The 22032-nt window shown below is 64.9% G+C and carries 24 protein-coding genes; 19 read left to right on the forward strand and 5 right to left on the reverse strand.

All coding sequences use genetic code 11. The features are described 5' to 3' along the window. Positions 1-130 precede the first annotated feature (130 nt). From coxB to ACQKOE_RS14150, 13 genes are all read left to right on the forward strand, one after another. Positions 131-1192, forward strand: a complete 1062-nt coding sequence (coxB, locus tag ACQKOE_RS14090; RefSeq protein ID WP_427513349.1) for a cytochrome c oxidase subunit II — start codon at positions 131-133, stop codon at positions 1190-1192. A 36-nt stretch (positions 1193-1228) separates the two neighbouring features. Then, positions 1229-2914, forward strand: coding sequence for a cytochrome c oxidase subunit I (gene ctaD / locus ACQKOE_RS14095; protein ID WP_427513350.1), 1686 nt, complete (start codon positions 1229-1231; stop codon positions 2912-2914). 77 nt (positions 2915-2991) lie between these two features. Beyond that, positions 2992-3948 (forward strand): alpha/beta fold hydrolase, encoded by a 957-nt coding sequence (locus ACQKOE_RS14100; protein ID WP_427513351.1) that lies wholly within the window; start codon positions 2992-2994, stop codon positions 3946-3948. Between the two features lie 522 nt (positions 3949-4470). Then, complete coding sequence (locus ACQKOE_RS14105) at positions 4471-5382, forward strand: heme o synthase (protein ID WP_374589985.1); 912 nt, start codon at positions 4471-4473, stop codon at positions 5380-5382. Continuing rightward, positions 5379-5519, forward strand: coding sequence for a hypothetical protein (locus ACQKOE_RS14110; protein WP_427513352.1), 141 nt, complete (start codon positions 5379-5381; stop codon positions 5517-5519). Before ACQKOE_RS14105 ends, ACQKOE_RS14110 begins: the two co-directional genes overlap by 4 nt. Before the next feature lie 3 nt (positions 5520-5522). Further along, a complete protein-coding gene (locus ACQKOE_RS14115) occupies positions 5523-6131 on the forward strand; it encodes a cytochrome c oxidase assembly protein (protein ID WP_427513353.1) in 609 nt (202 codons plus the stop codon). A 66-nt stretch (positions 6132-6197) separates the two neighbouring features. Then, the gene (locus ACQKOE_RS14120; protein ID WP_427513354.1) at positions 6198-7028 is read left to right on the forward strand and encodes a cytochrome c oxidase subunit 3; all 831 of its coding nucleotides are present in this window, start codon (positions 6198-6200) and stop codon (positions 7026-7028) included. Between the two features lie 3 nt (positions 7029-7031). Next, complete coding sequence (locus ACQKOE_RS14125) at positions 7032-7427, forward strand: DUF983 domain-containing protein (protein ID WP_374589981.1); 396 nt, start codon at positions 7032-7034, stop codon at positions 7425-7427. Between the two features lie 28 nt (positions 7428-7455). Further along, positions 7456-8046 (forward strand): SURF1 family protein, encoded by a 591-nt coding sequence (locus ACQKOE_RS14130; protein WP_427513355.1) that lies wholly within the window; start codon positions 7456-7458, stop codon positions 8044-8046. Between the two features lie 893 nt (positions 8047-8939). Beyond that, positions 8940-10340, forward strand: a complete 1401-nt coding sequence (gene thrC, locus ACQKOE_RS14135; RefSeq protein ID WP_427513356.1) for a threonine synthase — start codon at positions 8940-8942, stop codon at positions 10338-10340. After that, the gene (locus tag ACQKOE_RS14140) at positions 10341-11228 is read left to right on the forward strand and encodes a class I SAM-dependent methyltransferase (protein ID WP_427513357.1); all 888 of its coding nucleotides are present in this window, start codon (positions 10341-10343) and stop codon (positions 11226-11228) included. Positions 11229-11247: 19 nt separating this feature from the next. Beyond that, the gene (locus tag ACQKOE_RS14145; RefSeq protein WP_427513379.1) at positions 11248-11619 is read left to right on the forward strand and encodes a dihydroneopterin aldolase; all 372 of its coding nucleotides are present in this window, start codon (positions 11248-11250) and stop codon (positions 11617-11619) included. Further along, positions 11619-11957, forward strand: coding sequence for a Rossmann fold domain-containing protein (locus tag ACQKOE_RS14150; protein WP_427513358.1), 339 nt, complete (start codon positions 11619-11621; stop codon positions 11955-11957). The genes ACQKOE_RS14145 and ACQKOE_RS14150 overlap by 1 nt, the downstream gene beginning before the upstream one ends. Positions 11958-12075: 118 nt before the next feature. On the opposite strand, the gene ACQKOE_RS14155 is transcribed toward ACQKOE_RS14150, so the two are convergent. Next, positions 12076-12588 carry a hypothetical protein gene (locus tag ACQKOE_RS14155; RefSeq protein WP_427513359.1) on the reverse strand — a complete coding sequence of 171 codons (513 nt, stop codon included), beginning with the start codon at positions 12586-12588 and terminating at the stop codon, positions 12076-12078. 175 nt (positions 12589-12763) lie between these two features. On the opposite strand from ACQKOE_RS14155, the gene rplU reads away from it, so the two are divergent. The 3 genes from rplU to ACQKOE_RS14170 all read left to right on the forward strand — a co-directional run bounded on the left by rplU (position 12764) and on the right by ACQKOE_RS14170 (position 14251). Then, positions 12764-13177 (forward strand): 50S ribosomal protein L21, encoded by a 414-nt coding sequence (gene rplU / locus ACQKOE_RS14160; RefSeq protein WP_374589975.1) that lies wholly within the window; start codon positions 12764-12766, stop codon positions 13175-13177. A 19-nt stretch (positions 13178-13196) separates the two neighbouring features. Next, the gene (rpmA, locus tag ACQKOE_RS14165; RefSeq protein WP_427513360.1) at positions 13197-13463 is read left to right on the forward strand and encodes a 50S ribosomal protein L27; all 267 of its coding nucleotides are present in this window, start codon (positions 13197-13199) and stop codon (positions 13461-13463) included. A gap of 224 nt (positions 13464-13687) precedes the next feature. After that, positions 13688-14251, forward strand: a complete 564-nt coding sequence (locus tag ACQKOE_RS14170; RefSeq protein WP_427513361.1) for a GNAT family N-acetyltransferase — start codon at positions 13688-13690, stop codon at positions 14249-14251. Between the two features lie 92 nt (positions 14252-14343). On the opposite strand, the gene ACQKOE_RS14175 is transcribed toward ACQKOE_RS14170, so the two are convergent. Then, on the reverse strand, positions 14344-15264 hold the full coding sequence (locus ACQKOE_RS14175) for a metal-dependent hydrolase (protein ID WP_427513362.1): 921 nt from the start codon (positions 15262-15264) through the stop codon (positions 14344-14346). Between the two features lie 28 nt (positions 15265-15292). Between ACQKOE_RS14175 and ACQKOE_RS14180 the strand changes: the two genes are divergently transcribed. Beyond that, positions 15293-15886: a TetR/AcrR family transcriptional regulator gene (locus ACQKOE_RS14180; RefSeq protein WP_427513363.1), complete on the forward strand. Its 594-nt coding sequence runs from the start codon at positions 15293-15295 to the stop codon at positions 15884-15886. Positions 15887-16395: 509 nt separating this feature from the next. Here the strand turns inward: ACQKOE_RS14180 and ACQKOE_RS14185 are convergent. Beyond that, a complete protein-coding gene (locus tag ACQKOE_RS14185) occupies positions 16396-17112 on the reverse strand; it encodes a YgfZ/GcvT domain-containing protein (protein WP_427513364.1) in 717 nt (238 codons plus the stop codon). Between the two features lie 38 nt (positions 17113-17150). On the opposite strand from ACQKOE_RS14185, the gene pyrC reads away from it, so the two are divergent. Next, complete coding sequence (gene pyrC, locus ACQKOE_RS14190) at positions 17151-18197, forward strand: dihydroorotase (protein ID WP_427513365.1); 1047 nt, start codon at positions 17151-17153, stop codon at positions 18195-18197. On the opposite strand, the gene rarD is transcribed toward pyrC, so the two are convergent. Both rarD and astD read right to left on the reverse strand, forming a co-directional pair. After that, positions 18174-19085 (reverse strand): EamA family transporter RarD, encoded by a 912-nt coding sequence (gene rarD / locus ACQKOE_RS14195; RefSeq protein ID WP_427513366.1) that lies wholly within the window; start codon positions 19083-19085, stop codon positions 18174-18176. The genes pyrC and rarD overlap by 24 nt on opposite strands. 56 nt (positions 19086-19141) lie before the next feature. Then, positions 19142-20557: a succinylglutamate-semialdehyde dehydrogenase gene (gene astD / locus ACQKOE_RS14200; RefSeq protein WP_427513367.1), complete on the reverse strand. Its 1416-nt coding sequence runs from the start codon at positions 20555-20557 to the stop codon at positions 19142-19144. A gap of 178 nt (positions 20558-20735) precedes the next feature. Between astD and ACQKOE_RS14205 the strand changes: the two genes are divergently transcribed. Then, the gene (locus ACQKOE_RS14205) at positions 20736-21665 is read left to right on the forward strand and encodes an alpha/beta fold hydrolase (protein ID WP_427513368.1); all 930 of its coding nucleotides are present in this window, start codon (positions 20736-20738) and stop codon (positions 21663-21665) included. The last annotated feature ends 367 nt before the right edge of the window (positions 21666-22032 follow it).

Below are 22032 nucleotides of genomic sequence, written 5' to 3' on the forward strand. Positions count from 1 at the left end.
TTTCCCCTAGAGGCGCTTGAGGTGCCTCGCAAGCGCGCGTATAGGCCCGGTGAATCCGAAACTCCCATGGGGGCGGGAAGGGGCGTTTTTAAGGCTTCAACCGGCCGGGAAAGCAAGAGCAAGAGGAACGATGACAATCGGCAAGACTGCCCGCAAAGCGGGACGCGCGATCCAGGCAATCGGAATGTCGCTGGCACTGCTGGCGACGCCCGCACTGCACGCGGCTGCTCCGGCAGCTCCCGCCTCGGAAGCGGCTGACGCAGCGGCGGCTACCGCCACTGATGCTGCTGCTGCGACGGCTCCGGTAACCACCACGGCGGCTCCGGCTGCTCCGGCGGTCGATCTCAACGATCCCAAGTTCAAGGTCGCTCCGGGCAAGTACGTCCCGATGAAGCCGACCGAAGGCAAGGGCATGCCCGTTCCTGGCGGGATCATGTTCCAGGATCAGTATTCCGACTCCGGCAAGCAGGCGCTGCACATGCACCAGGCTTTCCTGCTGCCGGTGATCGTGGGCATCACCCTGCTGGTCCTGCTGCTTCTCCTGATCGTCGTGGCGCGCTTTAACCGCCGCGCCAATCCGGTGCCGTCCAAGACCGCGCACAACACCGCGCTGGAAGTGGCCTGGACCGGTATTCCGATCCTCATCCTGGTCGGCATCGCCGTTCCCTCGGTGGCGCTGATCAACAAGCAGTACACCCCGGCTCCGGAAAAGGCCCTGACCATCAAGGCCACCGGCAACCAGTGGTACTGGACCTACAAGTATCCCGACAACGGCGACATCGAAGTCATTTCGAACATGCTGCCGCACGACAAGGCCATCGCGAACGGTGAACCGTCGCAGCTGGCGGTGGACAACCGCATGGTCGTTCCGGTGGGCGAACCGATCCGTTTCCAGACCACTGGCGCCGACGTGATCCACTCGTTCGCCATTCCATCGCTGTGGTTCAAGATCGACGCTGTTCCGGGCAAGCTGAACGAGCGTCAGCTGATCATCAACGAGCCGGGCGTCTATTACGGCCAGTGCTCGGAACTGTGCGGTGCGCGTCATGGTTACATGCCCATCGCCATCGAAGCGCTGCCGCGTGACGAATTCAACCGCTGGGTCCTGGAGCAGGGCGGCAAGATTGACGGCATGCCCGATGCCCCGGCTGCGGCCGAGGCTCCGGCTCCTGCCGCCAAGCCCGCCGCCTGAGCGCCCTAGAGATTATCGAACAGAAGGTTCGCAGATATGGCAACTACAGCTGACCAGTTCCAGGCTCACGCAGATCATGCGGAGCACGGTCACGATCACAAGCCGGGCTTTTTCGCCCGGTGGTTCATGTCCACCAACCACAAGGACATTGGCACCCTTTACCTGATCTTCGCGATCTTCGCCGGTGTTATCGGCGGCGGTATCTCGGGCATCATGCGCCTTGAACTGGCCCATCCGGGCATCCAGTACCTCGGCACTGTCGCTTCGATCCTGGGCGAGCCTTCGGCCAGCTTCGATGCGCAGCTCCACCTGTGGAACGTGCTGATCACCGCCCACGGCCTGATCATGGTGTTCTTCCTGGTCATGCCGGCGATCATCGGCGGCTTCGGCAACTGGTTCGTGCCGATCATGATCGGCGCACCGGACATGGCCTTCCCGCGCATGAACAACATCTCGTTCTGGCTGACGGTCTCGGGCTTCATCTCGCTGATGCTTTCGGCAGTTGTCCCCGGTGACGCAACCGGCAACGGCGCGGGCATCGGCTGGACCGCCTATGCTCCGCTGTCGACCTCGGGTTCGAAGGGCCCGGCGACCGACTTCGCGATCTTCGCGCTGCACCTTGCCGGTGCCGCCTCGATCATGGGCGCGATCAACTTCATCACCACGATCTTCAACATGCGCGCGCCGGGCATGACTCTGCACCGCATGCCGCTGTTCGTGTGGTCGGTGCTGGTCACCGCCTTCCTGCTGCTGCTGGCCCTGCCGGTCCTGGCGGCCGCCATCACCATGCTGATCACCGACCGTAACTTCGGCACCACGTTCTACGATGCCAAGGGCGGCGGCGATCCGGTGCTCTACCAGCACCTGTTCTGGTTCTTCGGCCACCCCGAAGTGTACATCATGATCCTGCCGGCCTTCGGCATCATCAGCCAGATCGTCTCGACCTTCTCCAAGAAGCCGGTGTTCGGCTACCTCGGCATGGCCTACGCCATGGTTGCCATCGGCGTGGTCGGGTTCGTCGTCTGGGCGCACCACATGTACACCACCGGCATGAGCGTGAACACTAAGCTCTACTTCACCCTGGCAACCATGGTGATCGCGGTGCCGACCGGCATCAAGATCTTCAGCTGGATCGCCACGATGTGGGGCGGCAGCCTTGAATTCCGCAGCCCGCTGGTCTGGGCGCTGGGCTTCATCTTCCTGTTCACCGTCGGCGGCGTGACCGGCGTCGTGCTGGCCAACGGCGGCATCGACGACAACCTGCACGACACCTACTACGTGGTGGCGCACTTCCACTACGTGCTCAGCCTGGGTGCCGTTACCGCCCTCTTCGCCGGGTTCTATTACTGGTTCCCCAAGATGAGCGGCCGCTGGCACTCGGAAGCCCTGTCGTACCTGCACTTCGCCGTGTTCTTCGTCGGCGTGAACATGATCTTCTTCCCGCAGCACTTCCTGGGGATGCAGGGCATGCCGCGCCGTTACCCGGACTATGCCGCGGCTTACGAGCACTGGAACACGATCTCGTCGTGGGGCTATGCCGTGACCCTGGCTTCGGTCGGCATCTGGTTCCTGAACATCATCTACGCCTTCACCATGGGCAAGAAGGCCGAAGGCAATTACTGGGGCGAAGGTGCAACGACGCTGGAATGGACCCTGTCCAGCCCGCCGCCGTTCCACCAGTTCGAAACCCTGCCGGTGATCGACGACAAGGATCATCACTGATCCCCTAGTCATCCGGACTGGACAGAGAGCGCCCCGACCACCAAGGTCGGGGCGTTTTCGTTTGTGGGGAGAGGCTGATGGAATTCCAGAACATCGACACGGGGGAAGTGACCCTGCGCTGCGCTATCGAGGGCAGCGGCCCGCTGGCCATCATGGTCCATGGCTTCCCGGAAAGCTGGTATTCCTGGCGGCACCAGATCCGCCCGATTGCCGAAGCGGGATTTACCGCCTGCGCGATTGACGTGCGCGGCTATGGCGGGTCGGACAAGCCGCACGCGGTAGAGGCCTATACCCTCGAAAAGATCGCGGGCGACCTGATCGGCCTGGCCGATGTCCTTTCGCCGGATCAGCCGGTGGTGCTCATCGGGCACGACTGGGGCGCCCCTATCGTCTGGAACACCGCCTTCACCAATACGCAGCGCGTGCGCGCCGTCGCGGGGCTGTCGGTGCCCTTTGCCGGGGCTCCGCTGCGCCCCTTTACCGAAGTGTTCCGCGAACATTTCACCAGCCAGGGCCGGTTCTTCTATCAGGAGTATTTCCAGGAGCCCGGCGTTGCCGAGGCGGAGGCAGAGGCCGATCCGCGCTATTTCGTCGAGAAGATGATGTATTCGATTTCGGGCGACGTGCCGCCGGGAAACTACTGGGACAAGCCTGCTGGCGCGACCTTCCTGCAAGACCTGCCCGAACCGCAGCCCGTGCCATGGCTGACCGAAGCGGACCTCGACTACTACGAAGGCGAGTTCAAGGCCTCGGGCTTTCGTGGCCCACTGAACCGCTATCGCAACCACGAGCGCGATTACGAATGGCTGAAGCCGATGCAGGGCAAGCAGCTTGAGCAGCCCTGCCTTTTCATCGGCGGCAGCCACGACCCGGCAACCACCCTGTTCGGAGCCGTGGCCGATCCAGTGGCGATGATGCGGATGTTCGCGCCCAGGGTCGAAGGGCACGTGCTGGAAGGCGTCGGCCACTGGACCCAGCAGGAGCGGCCCGAGGAAGTGAACGCGCTGCTGATCGATTGGCTGAAGCGGCTTTAATTTTCGCGCAGAGGGCGCCGACGAGGTGCATCCCTGCGTCCCAGCGCCTTCTGCGCGGCCTTGTACCCGTCACCCCGGCGCAGGCCGGGGGGCAGTGGTCTTGCGCAAGTGCTCAGATGGTAAAGCTTTCGCGCAGATTTCGCAGCGAGCTTGCGATGCAGGTCGCGCCACTTCCGTCTCAACCGGACCAGGTCCCAAGGCTGGACCCCGGCCTGCGCCGGGGTGACGTGTAGGGGGGCAGATTTTAGGCCGCGCATATCCGACGAACCAAGCGAGAGTTTTGCGCGGAGAACGCAGAGGACGCAGGGATGCACCTCCTCGGCGTCCTCTGCGATCTCTGCGCGAACCCATTTTCACGACGGGCCTTCGGCAACCCGCGGTTGAGCGAAACCAGCGCCTCCACCACCCGCTCAGGCTGAGCCTGTCGAAGCCGGGCCGCACGGCGCCACGTCGCATGACTGCGCCCGCAATCAGCGCAAGGCCTTTTCACCCGGTCAGCACCCGCCTATAGCGCGCACAGCCATGACGACTGCCTCTGCCCAGCCGATTCCCTTGCCCGCCGACTGGCGCGATTTCCTGTCGCTGACCAAGCCGCGGGTCATGAGCCTGGTGATCTTCACCGGCCTGTGCGGAATGCTTGCCGCGCCGGTGGCGGTCGATCCGATCATCGGCTTTGTCGCGATCCTTTGCATTGCTGTCGGTGCGGGCGGTTCGGCCGCGCTCAACCAGTGGTGGGAAGCCGATCTCGACGCTCGGATGAAGCGCACTGCCGCGCGCCCGCTGCCCGCCGGACGGATGGAGCGGACTTCGGCGCGCGATTTCGGCGTGGCGCTGTCGGTCGGCTCCGTGCTGGTCATGGGGCTGGCCGTGGGCTGGCTCGCCGCGCTGATCCTGGCCTTTTCGATCTTCTACTATGCGGTGATCTATACGATCTGGCTCAAGCCGCGCACGCCGCAGAACATCGTTATCGGGGGCGGGGCAGGGGCCTTTCCGCCCATGATCGGCTGGATCGCCGCGACGGGCGAGATCACGCTGATGCCGATCCTGCTGTTCGCGATCATCTTCTTCTGGACGCCGCCGCACTTTTGGGCACTCGCCCTGTTCGTCGAAACCGACTATGCCAAGGCCGGTATTCCGATGATGCCGGTCGTGGCCGGACACCAGTCCACGCGGCGGCAGATTCTGGTTTACGCGGTGCTGATGCTGCCGATCAGCATGGCACCGTTCTGGCTGGAAGTGGCCGGGTGGCTGTATGGGGCCAGCGCGCTGCTGCTTTCCGCCGTGTTCCTGCTCTTGTCGTTGCGCGTCGCGGTGTTCCGCGGCGGGGCGGGGGATAACGACATGCGGCCCGAAAAACGCCTGTTCGGCTATTCGGTGCTTTATCTCTTCGCCCTGTTCGCCATGCTTGTGGCGGACCGTTACCTGGTTGGATGACACGCATGGACCCGAATTCTCCCGAACAGCTGGAACAGCGCAAGCGCATCATTGCCGGGCGCAATCGCGCGCTTGCCCTGGTCCTGCTGGGACTGGTCGTGCTGTTTTTCGCCATCACCATAGCAAAGATGGGTTGAGCCATGGCCAGCGCACCTTCTGTTGAAAACCGCAACCGCCGGACCGGCCTGATTGCCGCTGCCGGAGCCCTTGCCATGCTGGGCATGGGCTATGCCGCCGTTCCGCTGTACCGGCTGTTCTGCCAGGTCACCGGCTTTGGCGGGACCACCCAGCGCGTCAGCGAGGCGGATGCCGCCCGCGTCCAGGTCGGGACAACGCCGATCTCGGTCCGTTTTGACAGCAACACCGATCCGGACCTGCCGTGGAAGTTCGAACCCTCGCAGGTCACGCAGGAAATGGCCATCGGCACCCGCAAGATGGCTTTCTACACGGCGGAAAACCTGTCGAACAAGCCGATCACGGGCGTCGCATCATTCAATGTCCAGCCGGAACTGGCGGGCAAGTACTTCCACAAGGTCCACTGCTTCTGCTTCAACCAGCAGACGCTGAAGCCCGGTGAGAAGGTGGAAATGCCGGTCCAGTACTACGTCGATCCGGCAATCCTGAAGGACCCGGAAGCCTCCGGGATCAAGCAGATCACGCTCAGCTACACGTTCCACACGTCCGCCGATCAGAGCGCGGCTGTTAAAGTCGCCGCAAATGGGCTGGACCGCTTGCTTGCAGCGCGATAAGGGCGATCAGAATCCAGGGGGGCGGCGTGCCGCCCGGCACAAGGCGTTATAGGGAAACAAAGCACCATGGCCGGTAGCAAGAACCACGATTTTCATATCCTTGATCCGGATTACCTGCCGTTCATGGCATCGATGTCCGCCGTGCTGATGACCAGCGGCGGCGTGATGTTCATGCACCCGGACTGGGCCGGAGCCAATGGCAAGTTCGTCCTGCTGCTGGGCTTCATGGGCGTCATCGCCTCGATGTTCCTGTGGTGGACCAAGGTTGTCCGCGAATCCAAGCAGGGCCACCACACCCCGGTGGTGCAGCTGCACCTGCGTTACGGCATGATCACGTTCATCGCTTCGGAAGTGATGTTCTTCGTTGGCTGGTTCTGGGCCTTCTTCGACTTCTCGTTGTTCCCCAACGCCTTGTCGGAAGTGACCGGCGGGCAGTTCCCGTCCAAGGCGATCGAAGCGGTGATGAACCCGTTCGACCTGCCGCTGCTCAACACGCTGATCCTGCTCTGCTCGGGCACCACGGTTACCTGGGCGCACCACAGCCTGATCCATGGTGACCGCGATGGCCTGAAGAAGGGCCTGTGGGCCACGATCCTGCTGGGCGTGCTGTTCAGCTCGATCCAGGCGTACGAATATGCCCACGCGCCGTTCGATTTCGGTGGCAACACCTACAGCTCGGCCTTCTACATGGCGACCGGCTTCCACGGTTTCCACGTTCTGGTCGGCACGATCTTCCTCGCCGTCTGCCTGAAGCGCGCCTACAACGGTGATTTCACGCCCAAGCAGCACTTCGGTTTCGAAGCGGCCGCCTGGTACTGGCACTTCGTCGACGTGGTGTGGCTGTTCCTGTTCGTAGCCGTCTACGTCTGGGGCGGCTGGGGCTATGCGGTCCATTAAGCCATGACGGGCGACAAGCCTGACACGAAAGGGCAGCCCGGCATTGCCGCGGCTGCCCTTTTCGGTCTGTGCCCGCGCTGCGGGGAAAAGACCCTGTTCACCGGACCGGCGAAGTTCGCCCCGCGCTGCGAAAGCTGCGACCTGGACTATGGCCAGTTCAACGTGGGCGACGGTCCGGCCGCGTTCCTGACCATGGTGATCGGCGCGCTGGTCGTGGGCCTGGCCTTCTGGGTCGAGGTGCGCTTTCACCCGCCGCTGTGGCTGCACGCGGTGCTGTGGATTCCCTTCGTCGCGCTCAGCACCCTGTGGGGACTGCGGGTGTCCAAGGCAGCGCTGCTGTTCACCGAATACCAGCGCAAGGCCCGCGAAGTGACGAACCAGGATCTGCGGCGCGACTGATGCCGATTCAACAAGCGGGATGATTGGTGTGAAGCGTGTTCCGGTAATTCCGACGATCCTGGTCCTGCTTGCCGTTGCCGTGATGGTCCGCCTGGGTTTCTGGCAGCTTGACCGGATGCACCAGAAGGACGCGCAGATCGCCAGCTATACGGCGGCTGTCCGGCAAGCGGCTGTGATCGATTCGCCGGCCTTTGCGGGCCTTGACGAGGCGCTGCTCTATCGCCGCGTCAGCTTTGCCTGCCCCAAGGTTGCGTCGTGGCGTACGACTGCCGGACGCAGCGCCGATAACCGCGACGGCATCACCCAGGTCGCCCGCTGCGAATGGAGCGATGGTTCACCGGCAAAGCCCCACGCGGTCGAGGTAGAGGCAGGGTGGAGCAACAACCCCGCATCGCCCGCCTGGAACGGCGGTGCTGTAACCGGGGTCTACGTGCCCGGCGGCCTGCTGGGATACAAGGTCGTGGCCGATCCGCCGCTGGCTGGCCTCATCGCCAATGCCCGCCCCGATCCGAACGACTTGCCCAACAACCATTGGTCCTATGCGGTGCAATGGTTCCTCTTCGCCCTGACCGCGCTGGTCATCTACGGTCTGGCCCTGCGGAAGCGGTTGAAAGCCTAGCGCTGGTCGCAGGCGTTGGTTCTGGGCGCTGCGGCGCCCTGGATTGCTTCGGGGAGGGAGTGCAATCTACAAAAGCCGTTCGTGGTGAGGAGGAGCCGAAATCGCAGATTGAGGGTCCGTCTCGAACCACAGCGTGTCCGGCAGTCCTTCGAGACGGCGCTTCAGCCTGCGGCTTCAGCGCCTCCTCAGGGCGAACGGCTGAACAACTTTAAGGGCAACCTCTTCGCGCCTCTGCGTCCTTTGCGTTCTCTGCGCGAAGCCTTGAAACCTCGCAGCCTTGTGCAAGGCCCGCTGGGCCCCGGCCTGCGCCGGGGTGACGGTTTTGAGGTAACCCCGCTCAGGCTGAGCCTGTCGAAGCCGGGCTTGGCAAAACACCCTTCGACAAGCTCAGGGTGAGCGAGGAGGTGAGTGCGGTGCCGAACCTCTCCATTGGCTGAACCTGTCGAAGCCGTGGATTGGTTCACGCAAAGGCGCAGAGAAGAAAAGGAAGGCGCGGAGGGGCTTTGGTGCCGCAGGCTGGTCCTTTTACAGCTAGCGTTTGACGGGAGACAGACGCGAACGAGGCGCAACCTCTTCGCGCCTCTGCGTCCTTTGCGTTCTCTGCGCGAAATCTTGAAACTTCGCAGCCTTGTGCAAGGTCCACTGGGCCCCGGCCTGCGCCGGGGTGACGGCTGGGGGCAAACATACCGCTCAGGCAGCGCTTGTCAAAGCCGGGCCGCGTCACCCAAGCCCCACCCTTCGACAGGCTCAGCCTGAGCGGGGGTGTGGGTGCGGTGCCGAACCCCGCTCAGGCTGAGCCTGTCGAAGCCGGGGCGCCCCACGCGACCTTCTCCGCACCGCCGAACCAGCGGCAGTTCTTGCCAGTTGCGGCCTTGGGGGCTAACGGCGCGACGATGGAATATGTCTCGACCCGTGGCAGCGCTCCGGCGCTCGATTTCGAAGGCGCGACGCTGGCCGGGCTGGCCAGCGACGGTGGGCTCTATGTACCGCGTGAATGGCCGCGCTTCAGCAAGGACGAAATCGCGGCCATGGCGGGCCTGCCTTATGCCGAACTCGCGGCGCGGATCATGCACCCGTTCGTCGGCACTTCGCTGACCTATGAACGCCTGCTCGAACTGACGACCCAGGCTTATGGCCGCTTTGCGCACAAGGCCGTGACGCCGCTGAAGCAGCTGGACGAGCAGCAGTGGCTGCTGGAACTGTTCCACGGTCCGACCCTGGCATTCAAGGACGTGGCGCTGCAATTGCTGGGCCTGCTGTTCGAGGAATTCCTGGGCCGTGGCGGCGATCCGCTGACCATCGTTGGGGCCACCTCCGGCGATACCGGTTCCGCCGCGATCGACGCGGTGGCAGGCCGGTCGCGCGTCGATATCTTCATGCTGCATCCCAAGGGCCGGGTCAGCGACGTGCAGCGCCGCCAGATGACCACGGTGCTGGCGCCCAACGTCCACAACATCGCCATCGAGGGCACGTTCGACGATGCCCAGGCGATGGTGAAGCGCATGTTCAACGACGCGGCGATGACCTCGCGCTTCAGCATCGGCGCGGTCAATTCGATCAACTGGGCGCGGCTGATGGCCCAGGTGGTCTATTACTTCGCTGCCGGACTGCAGCTGGGCGCGCCGCACCGCGAAGTCGCTTTCGCCGTCCCGACCGGCAATTTCGGTGACGTGTTCGCGGGCTATGTCGCGGCGCAGATGGGCCTGCCGGTCGCGCGGCTGATCGTGGCGACCAATGTGAACGACATCCTGCACCGCGCGCTGAGCAGCGGAGACTATTCCGCCGGAACGGTCACGCCCACGGCCGCGCCGTCGATGGACATCCAGGTCTCGTCCAATTTCGAACGCTTGCTGTTCGACCTGAACGGGCGCGACGGCAAGGCGCTGGCCGAGCAGATGGCCGGGTTCGAATCGACCCGCGCGATGCAGCTGACCAATGCCCAGCGCGAAGGGGCGGCCCGGCTGTTCACTTCGGCCCGCGCCAATGCGGACGAAATGGCCCAGGCGATCCGCTGGGCGCATGAGAATTGCGGCGAGCTGCTCGATCCCCATACCGCGATCGGCCTTCACGCCGCGCGCACCGCGGGCCTTCCGGCAGATGTTCCCGTCGTCACCCTGGCGACCGCGCACCCGGCCAAGTTCCGCGATGCGGTAGAGCGCGCCACGGGCCAGCGCCCGGAACTTCCCGCCCGGATCGGCGACCTGTTCGAGCGCGAGGAGCGCATGGTCGAACTGCCCGGCGATTACGACGCGATTGCCGACTATGTCGCCAGCCACGCGGTGGCGCGGGGGTAGATGGCACAGCTTCAGACTCAGCCGCTCGTCCTCGCCGGGACCGGCTGGGATGACTATGGGCTTGTCGATTCGGGCCACGGCCGCAAGCTCGAACGGTATGGCGACTATCGCTTCATCCGTCCGGAGCCGCAGGCGATGTGGACGCCGCGCCTGACGGACTGGGCCGCGAACGGCGAATTCGTCCCCGGCTCGGACGAGGATGGCGGCGGGCGCTGGCAATATGCCGGGGCCGTCCCGCGCGATGGCTGGCCGCTGGGCTGGAACCAGGTCCGCTTTACTGCGCAATGCACGCCGTTCCGCCACCTGGGCTTTTTCCCGGACATGGCCCCGGTGTGGGACTGGATGGGCGAGCAGCTGCGCGGACGCAGCGATGCCCAGACGATGAACCTGTTCGGCTATACCGGCGTCGGCACGCTGGCGCTGTCCGAATATGGCCCGGTCACCCATGTCGACGCCAGCAAGAAGTCGGTCGCCCAGGCCCGCGCCAATGCGGCGCTTTCGGGCATGGAGCAGCGCCCGGTGCGCTGGATCATCGACGATGCAGCCAAGTTCGCCGCGCGCGAAGTGCGGCGCGGGCGGCGCTATGACGGGATCATCCTCGATCCGCCCAAGTTCGGACGGGGGCCGGAAGGCGAAGTCTGGCGGCTGGAGGAACATCTGCCGGGACTCGTCGCCGATTGCCGCCAGTTGCTCGATGCTGACAGCCGCTTCCTGTTCCTCACCGTCTATGCCGTGCGGATGAGCTCGCTGGCTATTGCCGGGCTGCTGGACGAGGTTTTCGCCGATCTGCCCGGACGGATCGAACACGGCGACCTGGCCGTGCGCGAGGATGGCGAGGGCGGGCGCCTGCTGCCAACCGCGATCTTTGCGCGCTGGACCAACGATTGAAGGGGTTGAGGGCATGGAGATTACCGACAGCCTGATTCTGGAAGTCGCCGAGTTCGAGCATGACGTGCTCACCGGCATCTATTCTGAAGAAACGGGCCGCCCGCAGCCCCTGCGCTTCACGGTCACCGCGCATCTCAAGCCTGCGCCGCGCTATGAGCCGGATACGCCGCTGGAGGCCAGCAAGAACTACATGGACCTGAAGTTCGCGGCGTCCGAAGCCCTGCCGCAGGGGGTTCATTTCAAGCTGATCGAGGCCGTGGCCGACCATATCTGCGACACCCTGTTCGTCCAGGACGAGCGGGTGCTGGCGGTGACGGTCAAGATCGTGAAGCTGGCGATCAGCGAAAACGGCGAGCAGATCGGCATGACCCTGACGCGGGTCCGCCGCTGATGCAGCGCCTGGACATCACCGGCCTGCCGCCAGTGCCCAGCGCGGCGGCGGCTGCGTTCTATGCCGCATGGCTGGAACCGGCGGCGAGGTTGCTGGCCTCGGGCGAGGGGCTGACGCTGGTATTCCCGCCCGCGGGGCACGAGCATAGCGCCTGGCGCCTCAGCGCTGTTCAATCCCTTGCCCGCGAACACGCACCCGTGCGGATCAATGCGGTGGCCAGCGACGACGAGGCGGGAATCGCGGCGGCTCTGGCCTATCTGGCGGCAGCGGATGGCGTGACGGGGCAATACCTGCCGCTGGACAGCGTCGGGGCGGGGGTGAACCCGCAAGTGCGCTGAGTCCGCGTGATGGCGCGGCACCCTTCGACAGGCTCACGGTGAGCGGAAACGCGACGTCTTTTCGAAAAAACCCGCTCAGGCTGAGCTTGTCGAAGCCGGGTTTCCCAAAAACGGGCCTCTAGCGCTCCAGCAAACCCTTCAGCGAATCGAGCACCCGGTCCTGCCCGGCGATGATCGCCAGCGCCTTGCCCCGGGTGGCTTCGATTTCGCCCACATCGCGGCCCTCGGTGCGGGCGTCGGCGTAGATCGAATCGAGCTGCGCCATGGCCACCATGGCTTCGGCCCGGGCCGATTCCAGTTCGGCGACGGCGACCGAGGCGACGGACCAGGCTTCGCTCCCCATGGCGGCACCGCGCGCTGCGGCGACGGTCGAGCGGACGCGTGCCTGCTTGCCCTGGAACCTGCTATCTGCCGCCGTGACCTGCGCCAGAAGCCCGTCCAGGCGGCTGACAGTCGCCGCATCGAGCGGCGGCGGCGCGGGTGGGGGCGGAGGCGGGGCGGGCGGCCAGGTGGCGGTAATCCGCTCGGCAGGACGCTTGGTCAGCGAGGGGTAAGCGCCTTCGTTGGTGGAGCAGGCGCCCAGGGCAAGACTTGCCGAGGCAATCAGAAGCGGGGTAATCCGGCAAAGCATGGTCCGCGATCCTTAGCACGGTTGGAAAAGCACGCCAGACAGACTCTTCTTGCGTTGACAGTGGGGGGACCTTTGGCTAGGGGCAGCCCTTCTTTGGAACCCCCGACGTCAGTCAGGGGCCAATGCGCTGCCCGAATCTCCGGGTGGTTTGTTGAAATGAACGGATAAGGGCACCATGTTCGCAGTTGTGCGCACGGGCGGCAAACAATACCGGGTTGCCGCCGGAGACAAGATCGCGGTTGAAAAGCTGGCTGGTGAAGCCGGTGAAACCATCACCCTGGGTGACGTACTGCTGGCTGGTGACGGCGGCGAAGTGAAGGATGCCAAGGGCGTCGTCGTTTCGGCCGAAATCATCGCGCAGGCGAAGTCGGAAAAGGTGATCGTTTTCAAGAAGCGTCGCCGCCACAACTATCGTCGCAAGAACGGCCACCGCCAGCAGATGACCCTGCTGCGCATCGTCGCCGTTGGTGCCGAAGGCAAGAAGGCCGCTCCCAAGAAGGAAGCTGCGCCCAAGGCTGAAGAAGCCGCCGCCGCGGAACCCGCAAAGAAGGCCCCGGCCAAGAAGGCCAAGGCCGCTGACGCCGAATAAGATTCTGGAGTAGTTCGACATGGCACACAAGAAAGCAGGCGGCTCCTCGCGTAACGGTCGCGATTCGGTCGGTCGTCGCCTTGGCGTGAAGAAGTTCGGCGGCCAGGAAGTCGTCGGCGGCAACATCATCATCCGTCAGCGCGGGACCAAGGTGTACCCGGGCGCCAACGTCGGCCTGGGCAAGGATCACACCCTGTTCGCGCTGACCGCTGGCCGCGTGCGATTCCACGATGGCAAGCTTGGCCGTAAGTACGTGTCCGTAGACATGGCACAAGCCGCCGAATAATCGGATGGTCGTATCAGGGCCATCCTCGATGGATGGCCCCGCCGGCGTCACGAAACCGGCAGAACGAGGGAGAGGGGCCAGCCCATCTCCCTTTTTTCGTGTCTCCCTCAGTCACTTCGCGCACCAGTCGGCCCATTCATCGGGCGATTGGACGCGGGACGTAATGGCAATGTCACACGGCTCGGCTAGGCAGCGGGCGTGGGGCGAATGACGGAGTACGAGATATGTTCATTCGCAGCGAAAGGCTGTTCTTGCGGCCCGGCTGGCCAGAAGACTGGCAGGAATTGCTGGGCCGGATCGATGACGAATTGGTTGCGCGCAACCTGGCGCAGGTGCCGTGGCCCTATACGGCGGAGGACGCCCGCCAGTTCGCCAGCCAGCCGCAGGATCCGCGCTGTCCGCATTTCCTGATCACCCTGCCGACCAGCGCCAAGCCGGCCGAAATCCTGGGTTGCATCGGTCTGGCGCGGATCGAGGGGCAGGTGGAGCTGGGCTATTGGATCACGCGCGAGCATTGGGGGCAGGGCTATGCCACCGAAGCGGCGCGCGCCGTGCTGCGCCTGGCCAGGGTGCTGGGCCACCGCGAGATCCTGGCCGGTCACTTCATCGATAACCTCGCGTCAGCTTCGGTCCTGCGAAAGGTGGGCTTCACCCCGACCGGACGGCTGCGCCAGCGCTTCAGCCTGGCGCGCGGTTACGAGGCGCAGTCGGTTGAGCACCGCATCGACCTGGGCTGCCCCAGCGATTGCGACTGCGACGACGATGTAGCCGCCATGCGCGCGGCGTAACGGAATTTCCTCAATTTCAAGCACGGCAAAGCAATCCAGGGTGGCTTACTCCCCTGGATTGCTCGCTGCACCGGCACTGACGTTGAACTGCCTCAGGCAGTAGCGCTTGCCAGCCGCGCGTCGGGAAACTCGCTTTCCGCCTTGCCGATCAGGGCGCGGTCGTCGTGGTTCCACGGGTGGAACCCCGGCATGAAATAGGCGAACCAGGTCGGCACGATCTTGCGCAGCACGCCCGGCGTGCCGAACAGGTACCAGGCCAGCTTTGCCTTGATCTTCCAGCCCTTGAGGCCATCCTGCGCCAGCAGGTCGAGCGTGTCGTTCCAGCGGTTGCGGATGAAGTTGACCGTGATGATCAGCATCATCAGGCTTTTCAGCTTCCACCGCCGCCACTTGCTCCAATCGCGCGTGGCGTGAAGGTAGGTGTCGAACGCGACGCCCTTGTGCTCGATTTCCTCCATCGCGTGCCAGCGCCACATCGCGGCGGTCTCCGGCTCGGCGTTCTTGAAGTGGCGCGGATTGGCCAGGAATTCGTGGGCCATGATCGCCGTGTAGTGTTCCAGCGCGATGGTCGCCGCCAGGTTCACGATCGGCGGGCGCTCCTTGATCATCGACATGATCTCTTCCAGCCGCCGGTCGATCCGGTCCAGGTCATAGCCCGCTTCGACGGCGGCCTTGTTGAAGACCACGTGTTCGCGGGTGTGGTTGATTTCCTGCTTCACGAAGGCGCGGATTTCCGCCTCCAGCTTGGGCGGAGCGCCATCGCGGAAGGCCTTGACCGCTTCAATGAACATCGCCTCGCCGCGCGGGAAGGTGGCGGACAGGGCATTGTGCCAGGCCGTGCCGATGGGATCGCCGCCCAGCCACCAGCGGCCCGGTTTCTGCGTCCGGCCAAAGCGCTGGTCACGCACGGTGATTTCCAGGTCGGCGGGGGTTGGGCCAGAACAGGCAAGGTCCAGCTTGCCGATGGGCGCGGCCGGTTCTACGTCGAGGGGGAACTTGGTGGGAGCGTTCATGCTCCCTTAGATAAGGCAACTGACATTGATGTCAATAAGGAAGCGCCTGACTCAGGAAGAGAGCCGCACTGTCGCGCTTGAAGCTGCGCGCGCATTGTTGATCGAACTGGGGCCGCAGGCCGTAACGCTGAAGGCCGTGGCGGCGCGAATCGGGCGCACCCATGCCAATCTGCTGCATCACTTCGGCTCGGCCGCGGGCTTGCAGAAAGCCCTGGCCGAACATCTGGCCATCACCATCTGCGCGACGATCGAGGATGCGGTCCTGGCCAGCCGGGCGGGCGAAGGCACGGCGCGCGACGTGGTCGACCTGACCTTCGATGCCTTTGACAAGGAAGGCGGCGGCGCGCTGGCCACCTGGATGCTGATGAACGGCAACGAGGACGCGCTCGACCCGCTGCTTGAGGCGATCCACGGCCTGGTCGACGATCTGGGCGAGCATGAGGGCGACAAGATGCATGGCGTCACCCACGCGCTGTGCCTGATGGCCCTGGGCGACGCACTGATGGGCGGGCCCCTGGCGCAGTCCCTCGGCCTGCCGCGCACCTCTGCCCGCGACACGGCGGAACGGCTGCTGGTCGATGGCGCGATGCAGGCGGGGATGGTGATCCCGGGGAAGAGGTAAGGCTGGTTCGGTTTTGGCCAATCCGGCTTCGACAGGCTCAGCCTGAGCGGGGTTATGCTGCGATCTAGACCCGCCCAACTCCAAACCCGCTTACCCTGAGCTTGTCGAAGGGTGTTTTTGGCCAATCCGGCTTCGACAGGCTCAGCCTGAGCGGGGGTTTTTAGGGGCGGGGATCAGAATCTCGCGCAAAGGCGCAAAGGGCTTGCGTTGTAACCAAAGCCTTTGCGTCTTTGCGTGAAATCCTGCGGGACTCCGACCTTGCGCAGGGCCAACTGGACCCCGGCCTGCGACGGGGTGACGGATGCGCTTGGGGCGCGCTTTCATAATCCGTTCGTGGTGAGGAGGGCCTGAAATCGCAGATTGAAGGCCCGTCTCGAACCACGGCTTGCGGGGCTGTCCTTCGAGACGGCCTTTCAGCCTGCGGCTTCAACGCCTCCTCAGGACGAACGGAAGAAGGAGTTTCGCAGAGGACGCAGCGAAACTATCCTCCGCGCTCTCTGCGCGAAACCTTAGGACTGCGCGCTACCCATCCAGACCGGCTGCCAGTCCGGCTTGATGTCCTCCACCCGGCGGTGATCGACCGCCAGGCCTAGCTGCGGATAGGCGGCGCGCTGGCGGGCGGGGTCGCTCTGGTCCAGCGGCACGACCACCAGGCGGCGGTTGACCTTTTGCCGCCAGTTCATCCGTGCGGTGTTTTCCTGGCCGACATAGCAGCCCTTGGTGAACGATACGCCGTTCAGTTCCGCTGCATTGCATTCCAGCCAGAGCAGGTCGGCCAGTTCCGCCTGCCCTTCACAGACGCCGAGGCGGAGGCGGTGCGCGAGCCACTGTTCGTCTGCCGCATCGCCCGCGGGCTCCGCCAGCCAGCGCTGGCCAAGTGCGCCCAGGCGCGGATCGGGGGAGGGGCCTTCGCCCGGCTGCCAGTGCACCGCCACGGCCCGCTCCGGCGCGATGGCGATTCTGCGGCGCAGGCGATAGAGCAAGAGCCGCTTGGCCAGGGCCTCGGCCTGATCCGCCTCGCAATCGAGCAGCAGGTCGGCTCCGTCAGCCCAGACGATGAAGTCGAACAGTACCTTGCCTTGCGGGCTGAGCAGCGCGGCCCAGCAGGGGAGCGGGCCGGTCACGTCATTGGTGACCAGGCCTTGCAGGAAAGCGCGGGTGTCCTCGCTTTCGTCCTGGGCGGAAAGGCGGATCACGGCGCGATTGGTCAGGCGGGTGGCAGTCATGGGTGACAGATAGGGTGCCTGCCGCTTAAGGGGAAGCCATGACCAGCACCGCGAATCGCCTGACCATCCGCCGCCCCGACGATTGGCACGTTCACTTGCGCGATGGCGCGGTTCTGGCGGGCGTGCTGCCCTATACCGCGCGCCAGTTCGCCCGCGCGATCGTGATGCCCAATCTCTCCCCGCCAGTAACCACGGTTGCGGCAGGGGCGGCCTATCGTGAGCGGATCATGGCTGCGTTGCCTGCGGGCATGGACTTCACCCCGCTGATGGTCGCCTATCTGACCGACGGGACCGACCCGGAAGAGATGGCGCGCGGCAAGGAAACCGGCGTGTTCACCGGGGCAAAGCTCTATCCCGCCCATGCCACGACCGGATCGGCCCACGGCGTCACCGACGTTGCCAATATCCGCAAGGTGCTGGAACGGATGGAGCAGGTCGGCCTGCCGCTGCTGGTCCACGGCGAAGTGACCGACGCCCACGTCGACATCTTCGACCGCGAGGCCGTATTCATCGACCGCGTGCTCGCCCCGCTGGTGCGCGACCTGCCGGGGCTGCGGGTGGTGTTCGAACATATCACCACGGCGGAAGCCGCGCAGTTCGTGGCCGAATCCGGCCCCAACGTGGCCGCGACGATCACGCCGCAGCACCTGCACATCAACCGCAACGCGATCTTCGCGGGCGGCATCCGGCCGCACATGTACTGCCTGCCCATCGCCAAGCGCGAACATCACCGCCTGGCGCTGCGCAAGGCGGCGACTTCGGGTTCGCCCAAGTTCTTCCTCGGCACCGATACCGCGCCCCATGCGGTCGGCGCGAAGGAAGCGGCCTGCGGCTGCGCGGGCATTTTCAACGCGCCCTATGCGCTGGAAAGCTATGCTGCGGTGTTCGAGGAGGAAGGCGCGCTGGACAAGTTCGAGGGCTTTGCCTCGCTCCACGGCCCGGCCTTTTATGGCCTGCCGGTCAACGAAGGTACGGTGACGCTGGAAAAGGCGCCCTGCGCGGTGCCTGAGGTGATCGACGCCAATGGCACGCCGATCGTACCGTTCCACGCGGGCGAGGAACTAGGCTGGCGCTTCCTGGGATAGGCGCTTGCGGCGTTGGAGCCACAAGTCCCACATGAACACGGCGATGGCTGACCAGATCAGCATGAAGCAGGCCAGCTGGCTGGTGTTGAGCGGTTCCTTGAACACGAACAGGCCCAGGAAAAAGGCAATCGTGGGCGAAAAGAACTGCACCATGCCCAGCGTGGAATAGTCCATCCGCCGCGCGGCATAGGCGAACAGCAGCAGCGGCACGGCGGTAATCACCCCGGAAAACGCGATCAGCAGGCTGGAGGTGCTGTCCACGCCCATGCTCGATCCGGCCGGAGCGGCGGCGTACCAGGCGACGATGCCCAGCGCGATGGGCAGCAGGACCAGCGTTTCCACCGACAGGCCGGCCAGCGATTCGACCGGGGCCAGCTTGCGCACCAGGCCATAGGCGCAGAACGACAAGGCCAGGGTCAGGCTGATCCACAGGGTATCAAGCGCGCCCCAGGCAAGGAACGATACGCCCAGCGCGGCCAGACCCACGGCCAGCCACTGCCGCCGCGACAGCCGCTCGCCCAGGAACAGCGTTCCGGCCAGGACATTGGCCAGCGGGTTCATGTAGTAACCGATGCTGGTGGCCAGGACGTGCCCGGTCTGCACCGCCAGGATATAGATCATCCAGTTGATCCCGACCAGGATCGCGCTGAGCATCAGCAGGCGCAGCACCGGCCAGGCCAGCGCCGCCTTCAGCGCTTGCCACTGGCCCAGGGCCAGCACCAGAACCAGGCAGACCGGCACGGTGAAGACCACGCGCCAGCCGACGAATTCGAACGGCGGCACATGGTGGACCAGGCGCAGGTAAAGCGGCAGCAGACCCCAGATCAGATAGGTCATGAAGGCCATGGGCAGGCCGTTCTGCTGCGCGGAGGTGCCGGATTGTTGCATGGCTGGAGCCGCTACCCGCGCGCGGGCCGGGTGGCAAGCGCGGCGGGCTGTGCCGCCTATTCAGCGCGCAGGCCGACCCCGATCATCGCGCGCGGTTGCTCCATCTCGTTCGATGCGACCGGATAGGCGCAATAGTCCGCCGCGTAATAGGCGCTGGGCCGGTGGTTGCCGGACAGGCCGACCCCGCCGAACGGCGCGGACGAGCTGGCTCCGTTGGTTGGCCGGTTCCAGTTGATCACCCCGGCGCGGACATTGGCCCAGAAGCGGTTGTAATCCGCCGGACTGCCGCCGACCAGCGAGGCGGACAGGCCAAAGCGGGTGTTGTTCGCCTCGGCAATGGCCTCGTCGAAATCGCTGACCCGGACGATCTGGAGCAAGGGGCCGAACAGTTCGATGTCGGGACGTTCGGCCACGTCGGTCACGTCGATGATCGCTGGCGAGAGGAACGGCAGCTCCTCGTTCGGGCGGATCAGGTGCTTGATCACGCGGCCACCGTGGCTGAGCAGGTAAAGGAAGCTTTCGGTCAGGCTGTCGGCGGCCAGATTATCGATCACCGGGCCCATGAACGGGGCCGGATCGTCAAACGGAGCGCCATAGATGATCCGGTCGGCCAGCCGTTTGACCTCGGCAATGATCGGCTCAGCCATGGTGTCGCGCACGATCAGGCGGCGCGCGGCGGTGCAGCGCTGTCCGGCGCTGGTAAAGGCGGACTGGACGATCAGCGCCGCGGCATCGGCAATCAGCGGCGTGTCCCACACGACCAGCGGATTGTTGCCGCCCATTTCCAGCGCGACGATCTTGTCGGGCCGCGCGGCCAGGGTGCGGTTGATGGCAATGCCGGTATGGGCCGAACCGGTGAACAGCACCCCGTCGATACCGTCATGCGATACGAGCGCGCGGCCTTCGTCCGGCCCGCCGATCAGCAATTGCACCACCGGGGCGGGAATGCCCGCCTGGTGAAAGCAGCGGACCAGCAGTTCCGCCGTGGCCGGGGTCTTTTCCGAAGGTTTGAAGACAATCGCGTTGCCCGCGATCAGCGCCGGAACGATGTGCCCGTTGGGCAGGTGCGCGGGGAAATTGTAGGGCCCCAGCACCGCCATCACGCCATGCGGCTTGTGGCGCAGCGCGGCGGTTCCCTGCAAGGCATTGTCCAGCCGCCGCTGCGAAGTCCGCTCGGCATAGGCGCGGATCGAGATTTCGACCTTGTTGACGACGCTTTCCACCTCGGTCCGCGCTTCCCACAGCGGCTTGCCGGTTTCGCGCGCGATCAGGGTAGCCAGGTTCTCGCTTTCCTTGCGCACTTCGTTGGCAAAGCGGCGGACCAGTTCCATGCGGTTGGCGAGCGGCTGGGCGGCCCAGGCTGGCCAGGCCCGGCGGGCGCGGTCGACAATGTCGTCCACGTCGCCATGCCGCCCGCGCCACAGTTCCGCGCCGGTCGCCGGCTCCCAGGAAATCAGTTCAGCCTTGCTCAACTTGGATCGATCCCTTTTTCATGGCTGAAAACCATGGAAATAACGGTTGGCTTTAGCTGGTGCGGCGCGACATGGAAAGCATCTGCTTTGGAACGGCCAGCAACGGCGGATTTTAATGGGCAGGACGATTTGCTTGCGCCTTGCGCTGCGCCGGGCGGCGGGCGATAAGCCGCGGGCAATGACCGTGCCGAACGCCACTATGCCCGCCGCTCCCGCCAATTCCGCCGAAGCAGGCTATGCTGACCGCTTCTGGACCAGCCGGGATGGTTTGAAGCTTCACTTCCGGGATTACGCGGGCCGCAGCGACCGGCCCCCTGTGCTGTGCCTGCCCGGCCTGACCCGCAATGGCCGCGATTTCAGCCATGTGGCAGAGCGGCTGGCGGGCGAGTGGCGGGTGATCTGCCCCGATCTGCGCGGGCGCGGGGATAGCGCCTATGCCAAGGATTCGGCCACTTACAACCCGCTGCAATATGCCGATGACATCGCCCTGCTGCTGGAGCAGGAAGGGATCACGCGCTGCGTTTCGTTCGGCACCTCGCTGGGCGGGCTGATCACCATGATCATGGCCCTGGGCAATCCCGGCCTGTTCGCCGGGGTGCTGCTGAACGACGTCGGCCCGGAACTGTCGAGCGAGGGGCTGGAGCGGATTCGCGGCTATGTCGGGCAGGGGCGCAGTTTCCCCACCTGGATGCACGCCGCGCGCTCGCTGGAAGAAGCGCAGGGCGCGGTGTTCCCGGACTATGACCTGAAAGACTGGCTCGCCATGGCCAAGCGCTGCATGACCGTGGGCGGCAACGGGCGCATCGTGTTCGACTATGACATGAAGATCGGCGAGCCGCTATCCCAGCCCGTACCGCAGGGGCAGGCGGTGGACCTGTGGCCCGCGTTCCAGGCGCTGGATGGCCGCCCGGTCCTGCTGCTGCGCGGCGCCCTGTCCGACATCCTGACCGCGCCGTCGCTCAAGAAAATGGCCGCTAAGCTGTCCGATTGCCAGTCGGTTACCGTGCCGCGCGTCGGCCATGCGCCGATGCTGGACGAACCTAAGGCAGTCGCGGCGATCGACCGGCTGCTGGAGCGGGTGGCCGGGGGCTCAACGGGCTCAGCCTGAGTGGGGCGATTCAGACCCGCCCGAATCCAACCCCGCTCACCCTGAGCTTGTCGAAGGGTGTCTTTGGCCAACCCGGCTTCGACAGGCTCAGCCTGAGCGGGGTTTTGGAACGGCAGGCGTTCAAAGGGTTCGCGCAAAGGCGCAAAGGGCGCGAAGGGGTTGCGTTGTAACCAAGGTCTTTGCGTCCCTTGCGCCTTTGCGCGAGATCATGGGATGATTACCACTGCCGTTGGTAGTGAGGAGGGCCTGAGACGACCTGCCCAAATCCAAACCCGCTCACCCTGAGCTTGTCGAAGGGTGTCTTTGGCCAACCCGGCTTCGACAGGCTCAGCCTGAGCGGGGTTTTGGAACGGCAGGCGTTCAAAGG

It is taken from the genome of Novosphingobium sp. NPDC080210, assembly GCF_050281025.1.
Classification (GTDB): Bacteria; Pseudomonadota; Alphaproteobacteria; order Sphingomonadales; family Sphingomonadaceae; genus Novosphingobium.